The 14731-nt window shown below is 66.2% G+C and carries 13 protein-coding genes and 6 pseudogenes; 9 read left to right on the top strand and 10 right to left on the bottom strand.

Features of this window, described 5'->3' with window-relative positions; genetic code table 11:
• Positions 1-673: 673 nt before the first annotated feature.
• Positions 674-1846 (bottom strand): acyltransferase family protein, encoded by a 1173-nt coding sequence (locus E2E34_RS00105; protein WP_138899835.1) that lies wholly within the window; start codon positions 1844-1846, stop codon positions 674-676.
• Between the two features lie 121 nt (positions 1847-1967).
• On the opposite strand from E2E34_RS00105, the pseudogene E2E34_RS00100 reads away from it, so the two are divergent.
• From E2E34_RS00100 to E2E34_RS00090, 3 genes and pseudogenes are all read left to right on the top strand, one after another.
• Positions 1968-2591 (top strand): annotated as a pseudogene (locus E2E34_RS00100) (IS481 family transposase); the annotation flags it as partial.
• Positions 2592-2593: 2 nt separating this feature from the next.
• Positions 2594-2974, top strand: a pseudogene (locus E2E34_RS00095) (IS5 family transposase); the annotation flags it as partial.
• A 50-nt stretch (positions 2975-3024) separates the two neighbouring features.
• A protein-coding gene (locus E2E34_RS00090; protein ID WP_138899834.1) for an IS5 family transposase occupies positions 3025-3842 on the top strand; the annotation gives its coding sequence in 2 pieces (ribosomal slippage) (positions 3025-3367 and positions 3367-3842; 819 coding nt in all).
• 9 nt (positions 3843-3851) lie between these two features.
• Here the strand turns inward: E2E34_RS00090 and E2E34_RS36110 are convergent.
• Positions 3852-4269: pseudogene (locus E2E34_RS36110) on the bottom strand (Scr1 family TA system antitoxin-like transcriptional regulator); the annotation flags it as partial.
• Positions 4270-4541: 272 nt separating this feature from the next.
• Between E2E34_RS36110 and E2E34_RS00080 the strand changes: the two are divergent.
• Positions 4542-4853, top strand: a complete 312-nt coding sequence (locus E2E34_RS00080) for a DUF6355 family natural product biosynthesis protein (protein ID WP_138899833.1) — start codon at positions 4542-4544, stop codon at positions 4851-4853.
• Between the two features lie 904 nt (positions 4854-5757).
• On the opposite strand, the gene E2E34_RS00070 is transcribed toward E2E34_RS00080, so the two are convergent.
• The 4 genes and pseudogenes from E2E34_RS00070 to E2E34_RS00050 form a co-directional block, all read right to left on the bottom strand.
• A complete protein-coding gene (locus tag E2E34_RS00070; protein WP_138899832.1) occupies positions 5758-6669 on the bottom strand; it encodes a hypothetical protein in 912 nt (303 codons plus the stop codon).
• Between the two features lie 75 nt (positions 6670-6744).
• Complete coding sequence (locus E2E34_RS00065; RefSeq protein WP_244315447.1) at positions 6745-7128, bottom strand: peptidase inhibitor family I36 protein; 384 nt, start codon at positions 7126-7128, stop codon at positions 6745-6747.
• 337 nt (positions 7129-7465) lie between these two features.
• Positions 7466-7703, bottom strand: a pseudogene (locus E2E34_RS00060) (transposase); the annotation flags it as partial.
• 263 nt (positions 7704-7966) lie between these two features.
• A complete protein-coding gene (locus E2E34_RS00050) occupies positions 7967-8371 on the bottom strand; it encodes a type II toxin-antitoxin system PemK/MazF family toxin (RefSeq protein ID WP_138899830.1) in 405 nt (134 codons plus the stop codon).
• A 166-nt stretch (positions 8372-8537) separates the two neighbouring features.
• Between E2E34_RS00050 and E2E34_RS37390 the strand changes: the two are divergent.
• Positions 8538-8995 (top strand): annotated as a pseudogene (locus E2E34_RS37390) (IS701 family transposase); the annotation flags it as partial.
• Between the two features lie 558 nt (positions 8996-9553).
• Here E2E34_RS37390 and E2E34_RS00040 read toward each other — a convergent pair.
• Entirely contained in the window at positions 9554-9811 is a 258-nt protein-coding gene (locus E2E34_RS00040) for a WhiB family transcriptional regulator (RefSeq protein ID WP_138899829.1), read from the bottom strand.
• A 245-nt stretch (positions 9812-10056) separates the two neighbouring features.
• On the opposite strand from E2E34_RS00040, the gene E2E34_RS00035 reads away from it, so the two are divergent.
• From E2E34_RS00035 to E2E34_RS00025, 3 genes are all read left to right on the top strand, one after another.
• Positions 10057-10347 (top strand): hypothetical protein, encoded by a 291-nt coding sequence (locus E2E34_RS00035; RefSeq protein ID WP_138899828.1) that lies wholly within the window; start codon positions 10057-10059, stop codon positions 10345-10347.
• A gap of 220 nt (positions 10348-10567) precedes the next feature.
• Entirely contained in the window at positions 10568-11227 is a 660-nt protein-coding gene (locus E2E34_RS00030; protein WP_138899827.1) for an HNH endonuclease family protein, read from the top strand.
• A 131-nt stretch (positions 11228-11358) separates the two neighbouring features.
• The gene (locus tag E2E34_RS00025; protein WP_167518163.1) at positions 11359-11832 is read left to right on the top strand and encodes an EF-hand domain-containing protein; all 474 of its coding nucleotides are present in this window, start codon (positions 11359-11361) and stop codon (positions 11830-11832) included.
• Positions 11833-11913: 81 nt separating this feature from the next.
• Here the strand turns inward: E2E34_RS00025 and E2E34_RS00020 are convergent.
• Positions 11914-12143: pseudogene (locus tag E2E34_RS00020) on the bottom strand (WhiB family transcriptional regulator).
• Between the two features lie 374 nt (positions 12144-12517).
• Here E2E34_RS00020 and E2E34_RS00015 point away from each other — a divergent pair.
• Entirely contained in the window at positions 12518-12736 is a 219-nt protein-coding gene (locus E2E34_RS00015) for a DUF6207 family protein (RefSeq protein WP_244315436.1), read from the top strand.
• Between the two features lie 434 nt (positions 12737-13170).
• On the opposite strand, the gene E2E34_RS00010 is transcribed toward E2E34_RS00015, so the two are convergent.
• On the bottom strand, positions 13171-13662 hold the full coding sequence (locus E2E34_RS00010; protein ID WP_138899826.1) for a lamin tail domain-containing protein: 492 nt from the start codon (positions 13660-13662) through the stop codon (positions 13171-13173).
• A 302-nt stretch (positions 13663-13964) separates the two neighbouring features.
• The gene (locus E2E34_RS00005; protein ID WP_138899825.1) at positions 13965-14444 is read right to left on the bottom strand and encodes a lamin tail domain-containing protein; all 480 of its coding nucleotides are present in this window, start codon (positions 14442-14444) and stop codon (positions 13965-13967) included.
• Between the last annotated feature and the right edge of the window lie 287 nt (positions 14445-14731).

Genomic DNA, 14731 nt, shown 5'->3' with positions numbered 1-14731 from the left:
GGAGCTTCGGGGCGGAGCCAACTGACGTTGGTGATCAATGCAGCCACCTCGCGAAAGGTGCATAACCGCCGTCCACGAGCCTGGCATCGAGAACGGCGGTCGCCACGCCCCACCCGGACCGGCCAACTACATCTTGTCCCAGGCCCCCTGACGCGGCTGATGCACCCCGAGATCATCATCGGGCCGACCGCGCTAACGAGCGTCACCAGGGCACGCAAGGCCCGGCTCGCGGTGTGCACGTCTCACGCCCGTACGAGCAGGATGAAGCTGGCGATGAGCGCACCAGAGAGCACGGTCCAGAATGCGATGCTCCTGTCCTGCAAGCCCTCGGGCACCCAGATTGTCACGCTGCACTGTGGGCACTCGACAAAGGTTCCACCTGCGGCCCAGGCTGTGCTTTCGTGCCCCGCAGCGCAATGCAGCACTCGCATCCGCTTCCGCTTGCCTCCCTTCATCGCCCGCCTTTCGCCGAGAGAACAGGCCCACCGAGTCGCCGGTACCCGGATCGAGATGACCACCCTGCCTGCGGACACTTCTACACCCACACCCCATGTCCGTCTCCCTCAGGCGCCCGCATCAGCAGCCGGTTGCAGACGCGTCGTCACTGTCACTTGGGGTCCTCGGGAAATGGCCCCCTGTGATCCGGTACTGAAGCATGCATGCATCGCGTCGATCACCTCGCGGTGAGGGCATATCGAGTGTCACGGGATGCCCGTTCTCGCTTCCGTGCGTTCTCGACCGGGTCACGGCGGATCGCCCAGTTCATCTTGGGCTCCATCGCCCAGCGGAAGAGCCGCAACACGAACGGCGTGCACAACAGGGTCACCACGACAGCCATCGCCATGGTCAGAAGAACCTCGCCAAGCGGGGTGGAAAGCCAGGCGTACCTCTCGAACACCTCCGCGTAGACGGCTCCCTTCACCACAAATCCGTGGAGCAGGTAGCCGCCGAGCGTGCCGGCGCCGAGCACCGTGAACCACATCGTGCGGCCCGGGACCCAGGCAAGGAAGCAGGCCGTCAGCACAAGCGAACAGCCGAAAAGGGCGAACGTCATCACGGCCCCGACCCACCACGGAACACCCCTCTCCTGAGTGGCACTGCTGTGGTAGAACCACCCGAGCTCAAGGCGGGGTGCCACCCAGTACGCGAAGAGGACAGTGCACAGTACGACGGGAAGGGCCAGCAGCCTGACCTCGCGCCTGCGCACCATCCGGAAGTGCTCGGGCTTCAGCAGAAGCCCCAGCACGAAGTACGGCGCGAACTGCAGCACACGTTGGAGGTTGAGGTCGTCTCCAATGTTGGGGGTCACCGAGGCGAGTACGGCGAGGCCGAGCGCAACGGGCAGGGGATGGCGCAGCGACTGCCAGAGGGGGGTGGTCAGTCGCCAGACGAACAGGACGATGAGGAACCAGTTGAGGTACCAGGGGTCGAGCAGGCTGATCGGCTGATCGGAGTCGTCGGCCCACCATCTGAAGAGGGTGTAGGCGGTCTCGAAGATGACGTACGGGACGGCGACGCCGGTGATCAGGCGCTGGATCTTCTTGGGGCTCATGTCGAAGCCGCGCGAGAAGTATCCGGAGATGATGATGAACGCCGGCATGTGGAAGGTGTAGACGACCAGGTACAGCGCGCGGGTCGCGCGACTGCCGTCCATCACGGGTTCCCACATGTGCGCCACGCCCACGAGCACGATCAGCAAGTACTTCGCGTTGTCGAAGAACGCGTCACGCTGCTTCGCGGCCCCGGGCCGGGGCGTAGCGGTGACGGGCCGTGCATGGGGACTTGGAGAGTCCGGCTCACGGACCGGTGGGGGCGGGGCTGTGCGCCCGTGAGGAGCGTGTGACATCTGAGGCACCCTAGCGTCGTCTGTCGGCGCCGGTGGAACGTCGCCCTGGCACTTTGCCTTCGCGCGCTTACCCCATGGAGGGCGAGATAACGCAGAGGCCTTATGGCGTGTCTCACACCTTCGGCCCACCGGCGAGCCGATCCGCCGCTACGAACGTGACCGGCCCGGCGAACTGGTCCACGTCGACATCAAGAAGCTCGGCAACATCCCAGACGGCGGCGGATGGCGGACCGTCGGCAGGACGGCCGGCGACCGTAATCGTCAGGCCACCACGACCGAGCGCAAGAGCTGCACTCCGGTGATCGGCTACAGCTACATCCACTCCGCCGTCGACGACCACTCCCGCCTGGCCTACAGCGAGGTCCTGCCCGACGAGCGCCAGCACACCGCCATCGCCTTCTGGCAACGCGCGAACGCGTTCTTCGCCGACCACGGCATCACCGTCGAACGTGTCCTGACCGACAACGGAGCCTGCTACAAGTCCAGGCTCTTCACCCAGAGCCTCACCGCGGCCGGCATCAGCCACAAGAAGATCCGGCCCTACCGGCCGCAGACCAACGGCAAGGTCGAACGCTTCAACCGGACGCTCCTTGACGAGTGGGCCTACCTGCGGCCCTACGCCTCGAACCACGAGCGGAAAGCAGCTCTGTCAGACTTCCTCCACACCTACAACCACCACCGCTGCCACACCGCACTCGGCGGACACCCGCCCATCACCCGCGTCAACAACGTTGCAGGTCAATACAACTACCCCTCTCGCTGGGCATCTCGGGGGCCAACATGCACGACAGCCAGGGCCTTGAACCGCTCGTGCGGGGCATCCCGCCCATCCGTTCCCGACGCGGTCCCCGTCGTCGGCGCCCCGGGAAACTGCACGCCGACAAGGGCTACGACTACGACCACCTGCGCCGATGGCTCCGCGAGCGTGGCATCCGCCATCGCATCGCCCGCAAGGGAATCGAGTCCTCACAAAGGCTCGGCCGCCACCGATGGGTCGTCGAGAGGGCCGTGTCCTGGCTGGCCGGCTGCCGCCGGCTCCACCGCCGTTACGAACGCAAGCCCGAGCACTTCCTCGCCTTCGTCGGCATAGCCGCAGCCCTCATCTGCCACCGCCGCCTCACCAAATGAAACGACGTCCAAGACAGTGTCCTATGTGGTGCTGGTTCGTTGGACTTGGTATGGGGCGGGGTACGTGGAGCTGGATTGTTCCGGACGGGCTGTGGGAGATCGCGGAGCCGCTGATCCCGCCGTCGAAGGTGCGCCCGCAGGGTGGCGGGACGCAGGACACGCCTGATGAGACGCTGTTCGCCGCGATCATCTACGTCCTGGTCAGTGGGTGTGCCTGGCGAGCGTTGCCACCGTGCTTCGGGATATCGAAGTCGACCGCGCATCGCCGGTTCTTAATCTGGTCGAGGGCCGGAGTCTGGGGGCGGCTCCACGAGGAGATCCTGCACCGCCTCGACGACGCCGGCCTGCTCGACCTGTCACGTGCGGTCCTCGACTCCGCCCACGTCAGGGCGAAAAAGGGGGCGAACTCACAGGTCCGAGCCCTGTGGACCGGGGCAAGCCGGGTTCCAAGATGCACGTCCTGTCGGACGCGAACGGACTGCCCCTCCTCGTCGGTGTCTCGGCAGCGAACACCCACGACAGCGAAGCGCTGAAGCCCATGATCACGGGTCACCAAACGAGACACGACCCCCACCGCGGCCGCTACTTCAAGCCCCAACGCCTCCACGCCGACAAAGCCTACGACGTTCCCCACCTGCGAAAGTGGTTACGCGGCAAACGCATCGGCGTGCGCATCGCCCGCAAGGGCATCGAGTCCAGCGAGCGACTTGGGCGCCGCAGATGGGTCATTGAACGCACCATGTCCTGGCTGACCGGATACCGCCGACTCAACCACCGCTACGAGCAACACCCCCGCAACTACCTGGCCTTTCTCGGCCTCGCCGCCGCACTCTGTTGCTACAAACGACTTGCCCGACTCACCACATAGGACACCGTCCAAGTATCCGAGCTGGGCGGCCATGGCGTCAGCGTCGCCGATCTGGTGGTGCAGGGCCGTCTCCTCCACCAGGAGGACGAAGCGGTGGCCCGACTCGTGCAGGATCTTGGAGCGCTCAAGGCGCGCGGCGACGGCTTGCGCCACGTCGTCGGGGATCTCGCGGAACGCGGTGATCAGGGACATCAAGCCGGCGGCGTATCCCTCAGTTTGGAGGAGACCGGGGGACGAGGTGCCGGAGTAGACGCGGAAGACTTTCGTCGCTTTGAAGAGGGGCACGTAGCTGTCTTGCAGTTGCTTGAGCCTGGCGCGGACCTTGCGTCGCCACTCGACGTGCATGGATTCGGCGTTGCGGGATTGGGCAATGATGTCCGGTGCTTGGCCGTCGGCCCCGCAGGGCTTGGCACCACAGGCGGATGTCGTGAGTCTCGATCCACGGGCCGCATCATAGGAGCGGAGTCCGACAATCCTGTGGCAGAGAACGCTCGGCAAAGCCAGGAGCGGCAGAAAGGGCCCGAACCCAGAAGGCGGTTCGGGCCCCTGCTGCTGGAGATCTACAGGCCGAACTCGAGGTGCTCGATGTCCGTGAACCGGGCTCGCCTGCCCCTCGGGTCCGCCCGAGCGGCCAGCTGCGATTCGGCCGTATTGCGGCCTTTCGTTTCATTTGTTGCGCTGTATGGGTACCTTCTCCTCATGGGTACACGACGACTGGTTCCTCTCGCCCTTGCCGCGCTCCTGCTGGGTGTTACCGCTCCAGCGGCTACTGCTGCGCCCGCGGTTGCGGCGGTGCCTGCCCCGGATCCCTGCGGGTATTTCACCAGAGGCCACCTGGCCTTCTACAACCACTGCACCAATGACGGTTCTAGAATCCAGATCAAGATCGACCGGATCAATGTGTGGGACACCAAGCACTGTGTTGACCCCGGTACAACTCAGCTCGGTACCACTGCGCAGATCCGCAATGCTTGGTACACCGGCAAGCTCTGCCGTCCCCGGTCGCGCTGACGAAGTCGTCGTGGTGGCACGGCCCGTCACCGCGGCGTACGCAGAACGCACCAAGGCCGCCCCCACCAGGTCGAACTGCCATCAGGGTTCGTGCTTGGCACCATTGGGCTGTTCCACCCGGAGGGCCACGAAATTCGCGCCTCGCTGTCTCTTGGCCTGCACCACCTGTCTCCGTACCGCCGGTTGGCTCAACGGCCGGCGGATCAGGCAGATCTCGGTCGCCCACCCGCACGTTCACGGCCCTCGACCGGCTACACAACTCGGCGGGGGGATCAGATTTCCTTCGGCAAGCCGGAGGTGCCGGCCCTCACCGAACATCTCGGCAAGGATCATTCTTCAGAAGATCGAGGCGGCCAATCCCACGAGGGAGATCTACGTCGTCACCGACAACCTGTCCTCGCACAACAGCCTGTCCACCCGAACCTGGCTCAAGGACCACCCCAGGATCCGGCACGTCTTCATCCCCGTCGGTGCTTGCCGGCTCAAGCTCCAGGAAGGCCGGTGGCGCATCTTCCGCAAGGCCGCCATCGCAGGACAGTCACTTGCCGGGCCACCCGAGATCGAACAAGCCACCCGCCTGGCAACATCCCAGCTCAACGCCCGCGCGCGGCCATGGATATGGGGGCAGAACTGCACCACCCACCAGGCGCTTACCCCGCCGGTATGTGTACACCCTTTGAGGAATCCAACACTCGTGCTCGCCCGGCAGAGGAGCGGAGGAATCGGATCCGACCCGGCGGGCCCGCGCGACGCTCAGCAGGGAGGCTCCGCAGCCCGACCCAGTGAGCGCGACCGCGCCCACTGCGAGTAGGGCGACCCGCCGGCGCCTGCTCCGTACAACGTCACCACCGTTACGGCGTGCTGCCTCGGCCGCGTCCACGGAGGGCTGTTCGTGGTTCTTTATTCAGTTCGCCAGTGCCTCGTTGGCCGACTTGATGACGGCGATGCGATCCTTCTTGATCTCGGCGAAACCGGTGGCGTTCTGCTCTATGTAGTCGTTCTGGATCTGCGTTTCGACCCGGAGCAGCACGGTGACGATGTTCGTTTCCTGCTTGCACTTCACGTCGGCTTTGGCCACGACCTTCTCCTGCGGTGACGCCGAGTTCCCCCGAGGTGCGTACTTCTCGGCGGGCTGCAGGAAAGCGGTGTACTGATATCCCTCCTTCTTCATGCAAGCTTCCCATTCGTCCTGCGCCTTTCTGAATTCCGGCGCCTCCTGGGCCTTCCCGAAGGAGGAGAAGTCGATGCTGAGCAGTTCGATGTCGCCCTTTGCGGGGTCCTGTACCTTGTCGAGCCCCAGCTTGCGGCCGGCCTCCCCGGTGCAGCCGCCCTCGGGGACGTCCTTGCCTTCGTAGCTGCGGCCCGCGCCCACCTTGCTGCCCTTGGCGCCGTAGACCATGTACGCCTCGGGCGGGAGCTTGTCCCCTCTGGAAACCGCATCTTCGTCGTCCCGGCCTTCGCCTGCCGACGGGATCAGGTGGTAGCCGCGCTCAGCGGCGACCTTCTCGCTGACCACGCCGTACCGACGGTTCACGACCTTCACCGGCTCGACCCTCTTGACGGGCCAGTCGAATCCAAACCGCTTCATGCAGTCGGAGGACAGGGTGGAGCTCGCGTTGTCGACCAGCGCCTGCTGCTCGGAGGTGAAGAAGTAGGCAGATACCGGGAGGACGATGTCGGCCTCCGTGACGACATCCCGGACCACGGAACCGCCACCGCCGCCGCTTGCGCCGACGTCTTCCTGGACGCCCTCTCCACACCCGGTGAGCAGCAGCGTGCCGACCCCGGCGGCGATGACGATACGTGTGTAACGCAAGGGAACCCCTGGAAAGAGTGGATGTGCGCGGTGGGGCTGAATTGGCTCCGCCCCACCGCGGTCATGGGCCGGCGATCAGAAGTTGTACGTGGCCCCCAAGCACTCGTTGCTGAACTTGTGCGAGTTCATGTTGTCGTTGGCGGTCTTGCTGGAGGTGATGTAGATGCTCGCCATGTTGGACACTGCGCCGTTGGCCTCGACCTTGAAGCAGGGACCGAAGTATCCGGAGTTGTAGTACACCGAGACTCTGGTGTCCGGGTCCCAGTTGTCGATGGAGCTGACGTTGTCGATGACGCCGTCACCCTGGTAGAGCGGCTTGAAGGCGCCGCCGTCGTAGCTGATCTGGGACCAGTTGGTACGGGAGTTGAAGTCGTTGCGCACGTATCCGTTGTGTCCGCTGTCAGACCAGAGGCAGACGTTGTTGTATGTGCATCCGAAAGCCTGCGCGGGCGCGGCCATGGCGACTCCCGCTCCGAAAAGGGATGCCACGGCAAGCAGCATTGCTGAAGTTCGTCGAATCATGAGCCTTTTCTCGTCTTCGATCCATGCCGAATGAACGGCCGATGAACGGCGAGGGATACACGCAATGCGGCGCCACATCACACCCCCCGCCGATGTGCATGTTGTGTGCACATCAGGTGTGGAGGTCGAAGGGTAACTGATCTTCCGTGGCAGCAAAAACGATCTTGCGTGTTACTCCTCAGTCCTCTGTCGATCCGACAAGCCCCTTTGACGGATCCACCAGTCCGGTTGGCGATACTTAAGAGCGTTTTGCCCCGAGGGCATTGTTTGCCCCGCGTCCGGGCCCCGGCCGGGGCACCCGCATCGCCTCCATGACGGCGGTAAACTGCGTGCAGTCATTAGTGTTGCCGCCCGTGACCACAAAGGCGATCGGGCGGCCCAGGCCGTCACAGGCTAGATGAACCTTGCTGGTCATCCCGCCGCGGGACCAGCCGAGCGCCGGGTTGCGGTGCCCCCTTTCGGGCGCCGGCCGCGTGCTGGTGGGCGCGGACGATGCTGGAGTCGACCGACACCATGGCGCGGAAGCCCACAGGCAGCGTGACGGCGGAATCTGCCTGTGCCGGATCCCTCTCGGACCGTGGCACCGCACTACTCCCTGTTTGATCGGGGCGGATGCGCGCTCAGGCGCAAGGCGAAACTGGATCGGATCGGGGAGGTCCTGGACCGCTTCCCCGAACGGGCCTTCGCCTTCGACGAGTTCGGACCGCTCAGAATCCGGCCCACTCATCTCGCCCGAGGTCGCTCATGCCGTCGCGGGCGTCGGCTCCTTCTCCGTCTACCCGAGTTCACCGCGACGGAGGGCGTCCCTAAACTCGCCGAGCTTCGCGGTCGTTGGCGGGGTCCCCTCCTGCGCTTGTTCAGCGAGTCGGAGGGCATCGTCGATCTCGCTGAGCTTCCTGGAGGGCAGGACGGCTGCCCGCTCTATCAGGTCGTCCCGGGACACGGTGGTCAGCCACGTGCACGGGGTGAAGCCTGGACGCGGGAACGCGAGCCGCAGCACGCCTTCGAGCGGCAGCCCTTCACCGGCGCCGACCGTCACTTCGATGCCCAGACCGCTGATGTCGAGGCCCGCCGGAGCGACGACCTGCATCACCTGGAGCCCGGACGCCTCGTCTCCTGACAGCAGTACGACCAGCCTCCGCTCGTCGAACTGGACCCACCAGACTTCGCCACGTTGCACAAGCCCTCCGATACACAGGACGGCAGGCAGACCCTGCGCGACCTGACGCGGTGTGGAGACGGGTGCGGCCACCGTTGATCATCGGTGTGTGAAGACAGACGATCATGCGGTGGCCGCAAGTCACAGCGTAGACCCTGCCTGCTGCCAGGAGGCGTTCGAGGGCCTGATGAGCCGGATGGCGGGACGCTTCACACGGGTCGAATCCCGACGCCGGCCCCGGAGGTTGGTACTCGGCCTGTTGTCGGACCTGCCGCGCAAGAACTGCTGGACCATCGCCGAGTGGGCCGGAGTCAGGACCCCGGACGGCATGCAGCACCTGCTCGGGATAGCGAAGTGGGATGCCGACCAGGTCCGCGACGAGGTGGGTGACTACGTGGTGGAGCATCTGCACGACGACGAGGCGGTGCTGGTGGTCGACGAGACCGGCGACGTGAAGAAAGGCACCGACACCGTTGGAGTCCAGCGGCAGTACACCGGCACCGCGGGCAGGGTCGAGAACGCCCAGGTCGCCGTCTACCTGGTCACGTCGGCCGCCGCAGGCACGCCGCAGTGGACCGGGAACTCTATGTTCTGCGTTCCTGGACCTCCGATTCCGACCGCTGCCGGGCCGTCGGCCTCGGTGACAACAAACCCGCCCTGGTCCCGCTGGGTCACCCTGGCCATGCTCGCGCATGCCTTCCTCGCTGTCCTCCGCGCGAACGAACACGAGGGTCATCCCTCGCCCGACGAGCTGATACCGCTCACTTGTGACGAGGTCCAACCACTGTTCATCACGCTCGTCGACCGGACCGTCTTTGACCCTGTCCACCGACTTCGCTGGTCCGTCTGGCGACGCCGTCACCAGGCCCGATCCCAGGCAAGCCACTACCGGCGTCAAGCCGCTCAAGCATGAAGATCACGATCTACGGCTGTAGTACTAAGGTTGGGTTGTTCCGTACGGACTGTGGGCCCCGCCCGTGACGGGCGGTGCTACGAACCGGCACCAACCGTCACGGCAGTGGCTTGACAACAAGAGCAGTAATCGGCCGGACCCGTCCGGGTCCGCTCACTGGTCCCCCGCATGAACCCGTCCGACCGAGCGGCATTGAGGCTGGGTGGGACGGCGCCACGGCGGCCGGCAGGGCCGCGCCCACCAGTGCGAGGGAGTCAGGAACGTCTCCACCAGCATGGAACGCTGGTGAGTCAGGCTTCCGCGCGGGCGCGGGCCGCCCTGGTCGTCCGGCGCTTGACGGCGCGCCGCTCGTCTTCGGTCAGGCCGCCGCACACACCCATGTCCTGACCTCCTTCAAGCGCCCATGTCAGGCACTCGTCCATAACCGGGCAGCGGCGGCATACTGCCTTCGCCTCCTCGGCCTGGAGCATGGCTGGGCCACCGGTGCCGATGGGAAAGAACAGGTCGGGGTCTTCCCGCCGACAGGCGGCCTTGTGACGCCAGTTCATCGTCGTGCCTCCATTACGTCGCCGGATGCTTCTCGTTCGCCTGACCGGTATCGGCAGCTGTATGCAGCGGAGGAGGTGATCGACCGAGTATTTCTGAACTGGCGCGTGCACCGTGGCTGTCGCCTTCCTCCTTCGCTGCCCCTTGCACCAGCGCCTCAGATAGCGGCGACGGCATGGCCATGTGGCCCGTGGCCGCAGGACAGAAGGCCTCAACCGAATCGTTCTGCTCTCGGACGAGTGGCTCAATGACTGTCGCCACGACAGCCATGCTCGCCCGTGACGGCGAGGGGATCGTCGATACTGACAGAGCGTGGACCGAACAGATCCGGCTGGAGTACGCCGCTGCGGTCATGATTCTGCTGCCCGAGCGAATGGACCAGCACGTGGTTCAGCTCAGCTCCCCGGGTGGCAGTCGCTGCTGGACCATGGTCGACCGCGATGTCGCTAACGGCCAGGACAAGCTCTGGGGGCTCACCAAGGGTACGCAGCGGCCGCGATGCCCTGGTGGGCACGGGTCGGTTTGTGCGGAGCGGTGAGAGTGACGCGGCGAGCCCAGGCGTCGGCGTAGAAGCCCGGCGGCCGCGAACCAAGATCGGCGTAGCCGGCCCCTGCTCCTCCAGGCACGCTGATGCCTGCGTGTCTGCTCGCCGCAGACACGTGGGGGCATCGTTTCTGCGGTGAACCGCACCACTCTGGTGGGTGAGCAGTCCGGCGTCCTGGGGCAACCACGGGCCATATCACGCTATCCATACGTGTGTGATCAAGAACCTGCTGCGCGCCGCTACGGCTGCCGCGCTCACCCTCCTGCCCGTCACCGTCTCTTCGCCGGCGCACTCCGCTGAGACGCTCCCGCTCAGCGTCGCCGTCCACCAGCTCACCGTCGCCGACGAATCCCGCGCAGGGTACACGCGCGACAAGTTCCGCCACTGGAACACCGGACAGAACCCGTCGGACGGCTGCAACACCCGCAACGAGGTCCTGATCGCCGAGGCAATCGAGCCGCCGACCATCGGCCCCGGGTGCAAGCTGACCGGCGGCACCTGGTTCTCCTACTACGACGCAACGACGGTCTCCGGGCCCTCCGGACTCGACATCGACCACATGGTGCCCCTCGCCGAATCCTGGGACTCCGGCGCCTCAGCCTGGACCGCGCAGCGCCGCGAGGCCTACGCCAACGACCTGACAGCCCCTACCTCGCTGGTCGGCGTCACCGCCAGGTCCAACCGCAGCAAGTCCGACCAGGACCCCGCCACCTGGATGCCGCCCGCCGGCGACGTCCACTGCCAGTACGCCGCGGAATGGACCGCAACCAAGCTCCGCTGGGGCCTGACCGCCGACGCGCAGGAACAGGCCGAGCTGCTAGAACTCGCCGAGCAGTGCCCCACCACCGAAGTGCACTTCGAACCCGCCCCATGAGCCCAGCAGCAGAGCCCAGTGGCAGGCGCGCAGCTTTGCATGCGGCAGGAGCCGCATGTATCGACCGGAAGCTAGAACTCGCGAAGGGTATCTCTGTGGACGCCATCGCCGCCAAGAGGTAGATCTTCTCCATGTTGGACGTGGACGGTGTCGGAGTCATCTCCCGCCAGGAGTACCTCACCCGCCCCGAACGGGCCGCCGCCGTGGCAGGGCGCGACGGTGACGATCCTCTTGTCTCCATCGCCCGTGCCACGCATGAAGAGGTGTACGCGTCGATGGACGCGAACGGCGACGGGAAGGTGACCTTCGAGGAATACGCGGCCTGGGCCGGTGCAGAGGCGTTCGACGAGGTCTGCCGGCATGCGCTGGGCTCACTGTTCGACCTCGCCGACACCGACGCGGACGGAACCCTGACCCGGGCGGAGTTCACGCGGCTGCGTGAAGCTCTCGGCAACCCCGTCGACAGCGCCGAGGCGGCATTCGAAGCACTCAACTCTGACGATGACGGACGCATCGACCGGGCCTCATACCTGGCCTCGATCCGTGCCTACGTCACGGACGGCACCTCACCCATGGCCGAAGCCCTCCACAACGACAGCCGCTGAACGCGAGCGCGACGCCCCTGCCCTGCCTTCGGGAGCAGGGGCCTCCCAGGTTCCCCAAGCGTCTGCTGCCAAGCTTTGCTGTCAGCTCGCGTGCCGCTGATCGTGCTCGCGGCGCTCTTCGTCCAGTACCTTCCGCCAGGAGACGACCTCAGGATTGCGGCGCAGCAGCGCTCTGCGTTCGCGTTCTGTCATGCCGCCCGACACGCCGAACTCGAACCAGTTGTCGAGTGCTTCGGTAAGGCACTCGGGCGCACGGGGCAACCGGCGCAGCTGGCCTTGGCCCGCTTCTGCCCCGCGGTGTTCGCGAACAGTTCCTCCGGGTCGGTGCCCTGGCAGGCCGCTGCGTCACTCCAGCGGACCTACATGCTCGTCATGCCGTCCCCTCCCCCACCGAGGCCTGCCTGCGTCGTGAGCCTACGACGCTGCCGAAGAGCAGACACCCAGGGCACCCCCAGCAGCAGGGTACGTATGGCGGATTCTCGGTGTTCACGCTTGCTGCGCCGATTCACCGCAGAAACGATGCCGCTTCCCCACACGCCGGGCCCGGGGCCACGAGACGCCCCCAGGGGACACTCTGAATACCGTCCGGGCATGAGCCGGCCCACCGCGCAGGCAGGCCCGGACGACACGTATGGGTGGAATGTGGGCCAGTGGCGAACCACGAAGTGCCGGGGCAGCGTCGGCCATGAGCATGGAGAAGATCGACGAACAGCACATCAACGAGCCCGGCCTCGTCGTGCTGGACATCAGCGCCGCCGACGAGGCGACCGTACACGCCGTCATGACCGACCTCGGTGAGTGGTGGGCCACCTCCGGCATCACGTCGGTACGCTGCGAGCCCGGAGCGCCGGGGGTGAAGGCCCGCGAGTACGTGGACATCCGACGCCCCGGCACGATGATGTGAAGACGCCTCAGCCGCGGGATCCCGCGCCGGGTCAGATGCGGAAGCGCGCGCGCCCGCCCGGCCGCTCTCGGCATGGCCTGCGGCTCCTGCCGCACTGCTGGCGGCGCGTTCGGCCCTACCTGGGCTGGCGTGCGGTTCGACAGTCCGGCTCTTGCACACGTCACCGCTGCGGGTGGGGACCCGGTCCGCTGCACCCAGTCGGTGGGTTCGGCGGCTTTCCAATGGCCCTCGATGAAATGCGTACGCGCTGGAGGTGCACCAGGCCGGCACGCCGCGCGTTCGCTTCCTTCTGTTCGACCAAACAGTGCTACTCGGCTTGGCAGGCTGCTGCAGCGGGGATCGCGCCGAGCCAGGATCCGGGTGACGCCTCCCGCTGTGAACGCAGTTCACGCTCCCCTCGCCACTGGGCGAGGGGAGCGTGAGCGGGTGCGGGATCAGTGGAAGGTGATGTAACCGTTGCCGTCGCGGTCGTTGCCGCTCTTGCTGTAGGAGTGGACGTCCGCGCGGCTGCCGGAGGGCTTGTAGAGGTAGATCGTGTCGCTGTCGTTGTTCCACATGAAGTTGCAGTTGTCGCGGTAGACAACATTGTTCGCGTCGGAGTCTGTGCCGTGGCCGCCCCGCAGCTTCACCGAGTCGCCCGGCTGCAGGTAGTGGTTGACCGTGAACGCGAAGCGGTTGCCGGTCGCGTCCTTGACGACGTAACCCTTCAGGTTGACGGTCGCCGATGCCGAGTAGTTCTTGACCGTCAGGTACTCCTCGCGGGTGTTCCCCGAGGAGCAGCTGTTGGAGTCGCGGCCCGGTGCGTCGTACTGAACGCCGCGGACCTTCAGCGCCGAGGAGTACTCGGCGGCCTGGACCGGGCTTGTCAGTGCGGCGAGCGATCCGACCGTGATCGCAGCGGCGACGGCGGCATGGGTGATGCGCAAAGTGAGGTCCCCCCTCAAGAGTGATGATGAGCGGCAGAAGCCTACCGCGCAACGAGCTTGCGATTACCGCTTCAACTATGTGCTGAGTCCGGATGGCGGTTGCCGCCGCCGGCTTCGGTGCGTCTGCACGGGTGACGGTTCCGGCAGGGCTTGCTGGCGGGCGCTCGACCGCGCATCACTGCCTGCGGCGCGCTCGAAGCAGCCGACAGTGGTGGCGGGCGGCAGGCCACGCCAGGCCCGCGAGGGGGCGGCGCGCCGTTGGCGCGCCGCCCTGTGCCTGTGGTCAGGTGCGGGCGGTGTGGTCAGCCGCGGTGGTGTCCGCCGCGGCCCCAGGACTCGGTGTCCACGGTGTGGCCGCGGTCGTTGCGCAGGGTCGCGGTGTCGGCGTGGTTGTCCCACATGTAGTGGCGGCGGTCCATGTAGAGGTCGGTACGGGTGTCGCGGCCGACACCGGTGTGGATCCGGACCGTCGCACGGCCCGCGAGGCGTACGTCGTGGAAGCGGTAGCGGTTGCCGTCACGGTCCCGCAGGGTCCAGCCGTCCAAGTTGACCGCGCGCCGGTGACTGTTGGTGATCTCGATCCACTCGCGGTTCAGCGACCGGTTCGAGCGGGTGTCCGGGCCCGGGCTGTTGGCCTGGACTGCGCTGATCTCGACGCCCGAGCGGCGCTGCTGCCGGTCCTCGTCACGGTCGTGGGCCATGGCCGGCAGAGCGGCGGCGGAAACGATCGCTCCGGCCGCGAGAACAGAGGCGGCCAGACGACGGGTGGAAGAAGCAGACATGAGTGATGTCCCCTCAGATCATGTGCACCACCCGCCGAAACACGGCCGGTGGTGCGATGCGGTCCCGGCCCCCTTGTCGGTGCCGAGGACCCAAACTCTGGCCCGCCGGCACCGGCCGTAGGGGTGCGCCTGACACCACGTTACCGATTACGGACATTTCCGTAACACGCGCATGTACGGCACATGAATGGACACTTAGGCGTGAGCCTGACATTCACTGACAGCTACACCCACCCGTTGAGCCGTAAACGGAAAGCGCTTGCGCCCCCCGGCGTACGCCCCCGCAC

The organism is Streptomyces albidochromogenes (assembly GCF_005981925.1).
Classification (GTDB): Bacteria; Actinomycetota; Actinomycetes; order Streptomycetales; family Streptomycetaceae; genus Streptomyces; species Streptomyces albidochromogenes.
The sequence above is the reverse complement of the archived record's forward strand: the minus strand, read 5'-3'. Positions and strand labels throughout refer to the sequence as shown.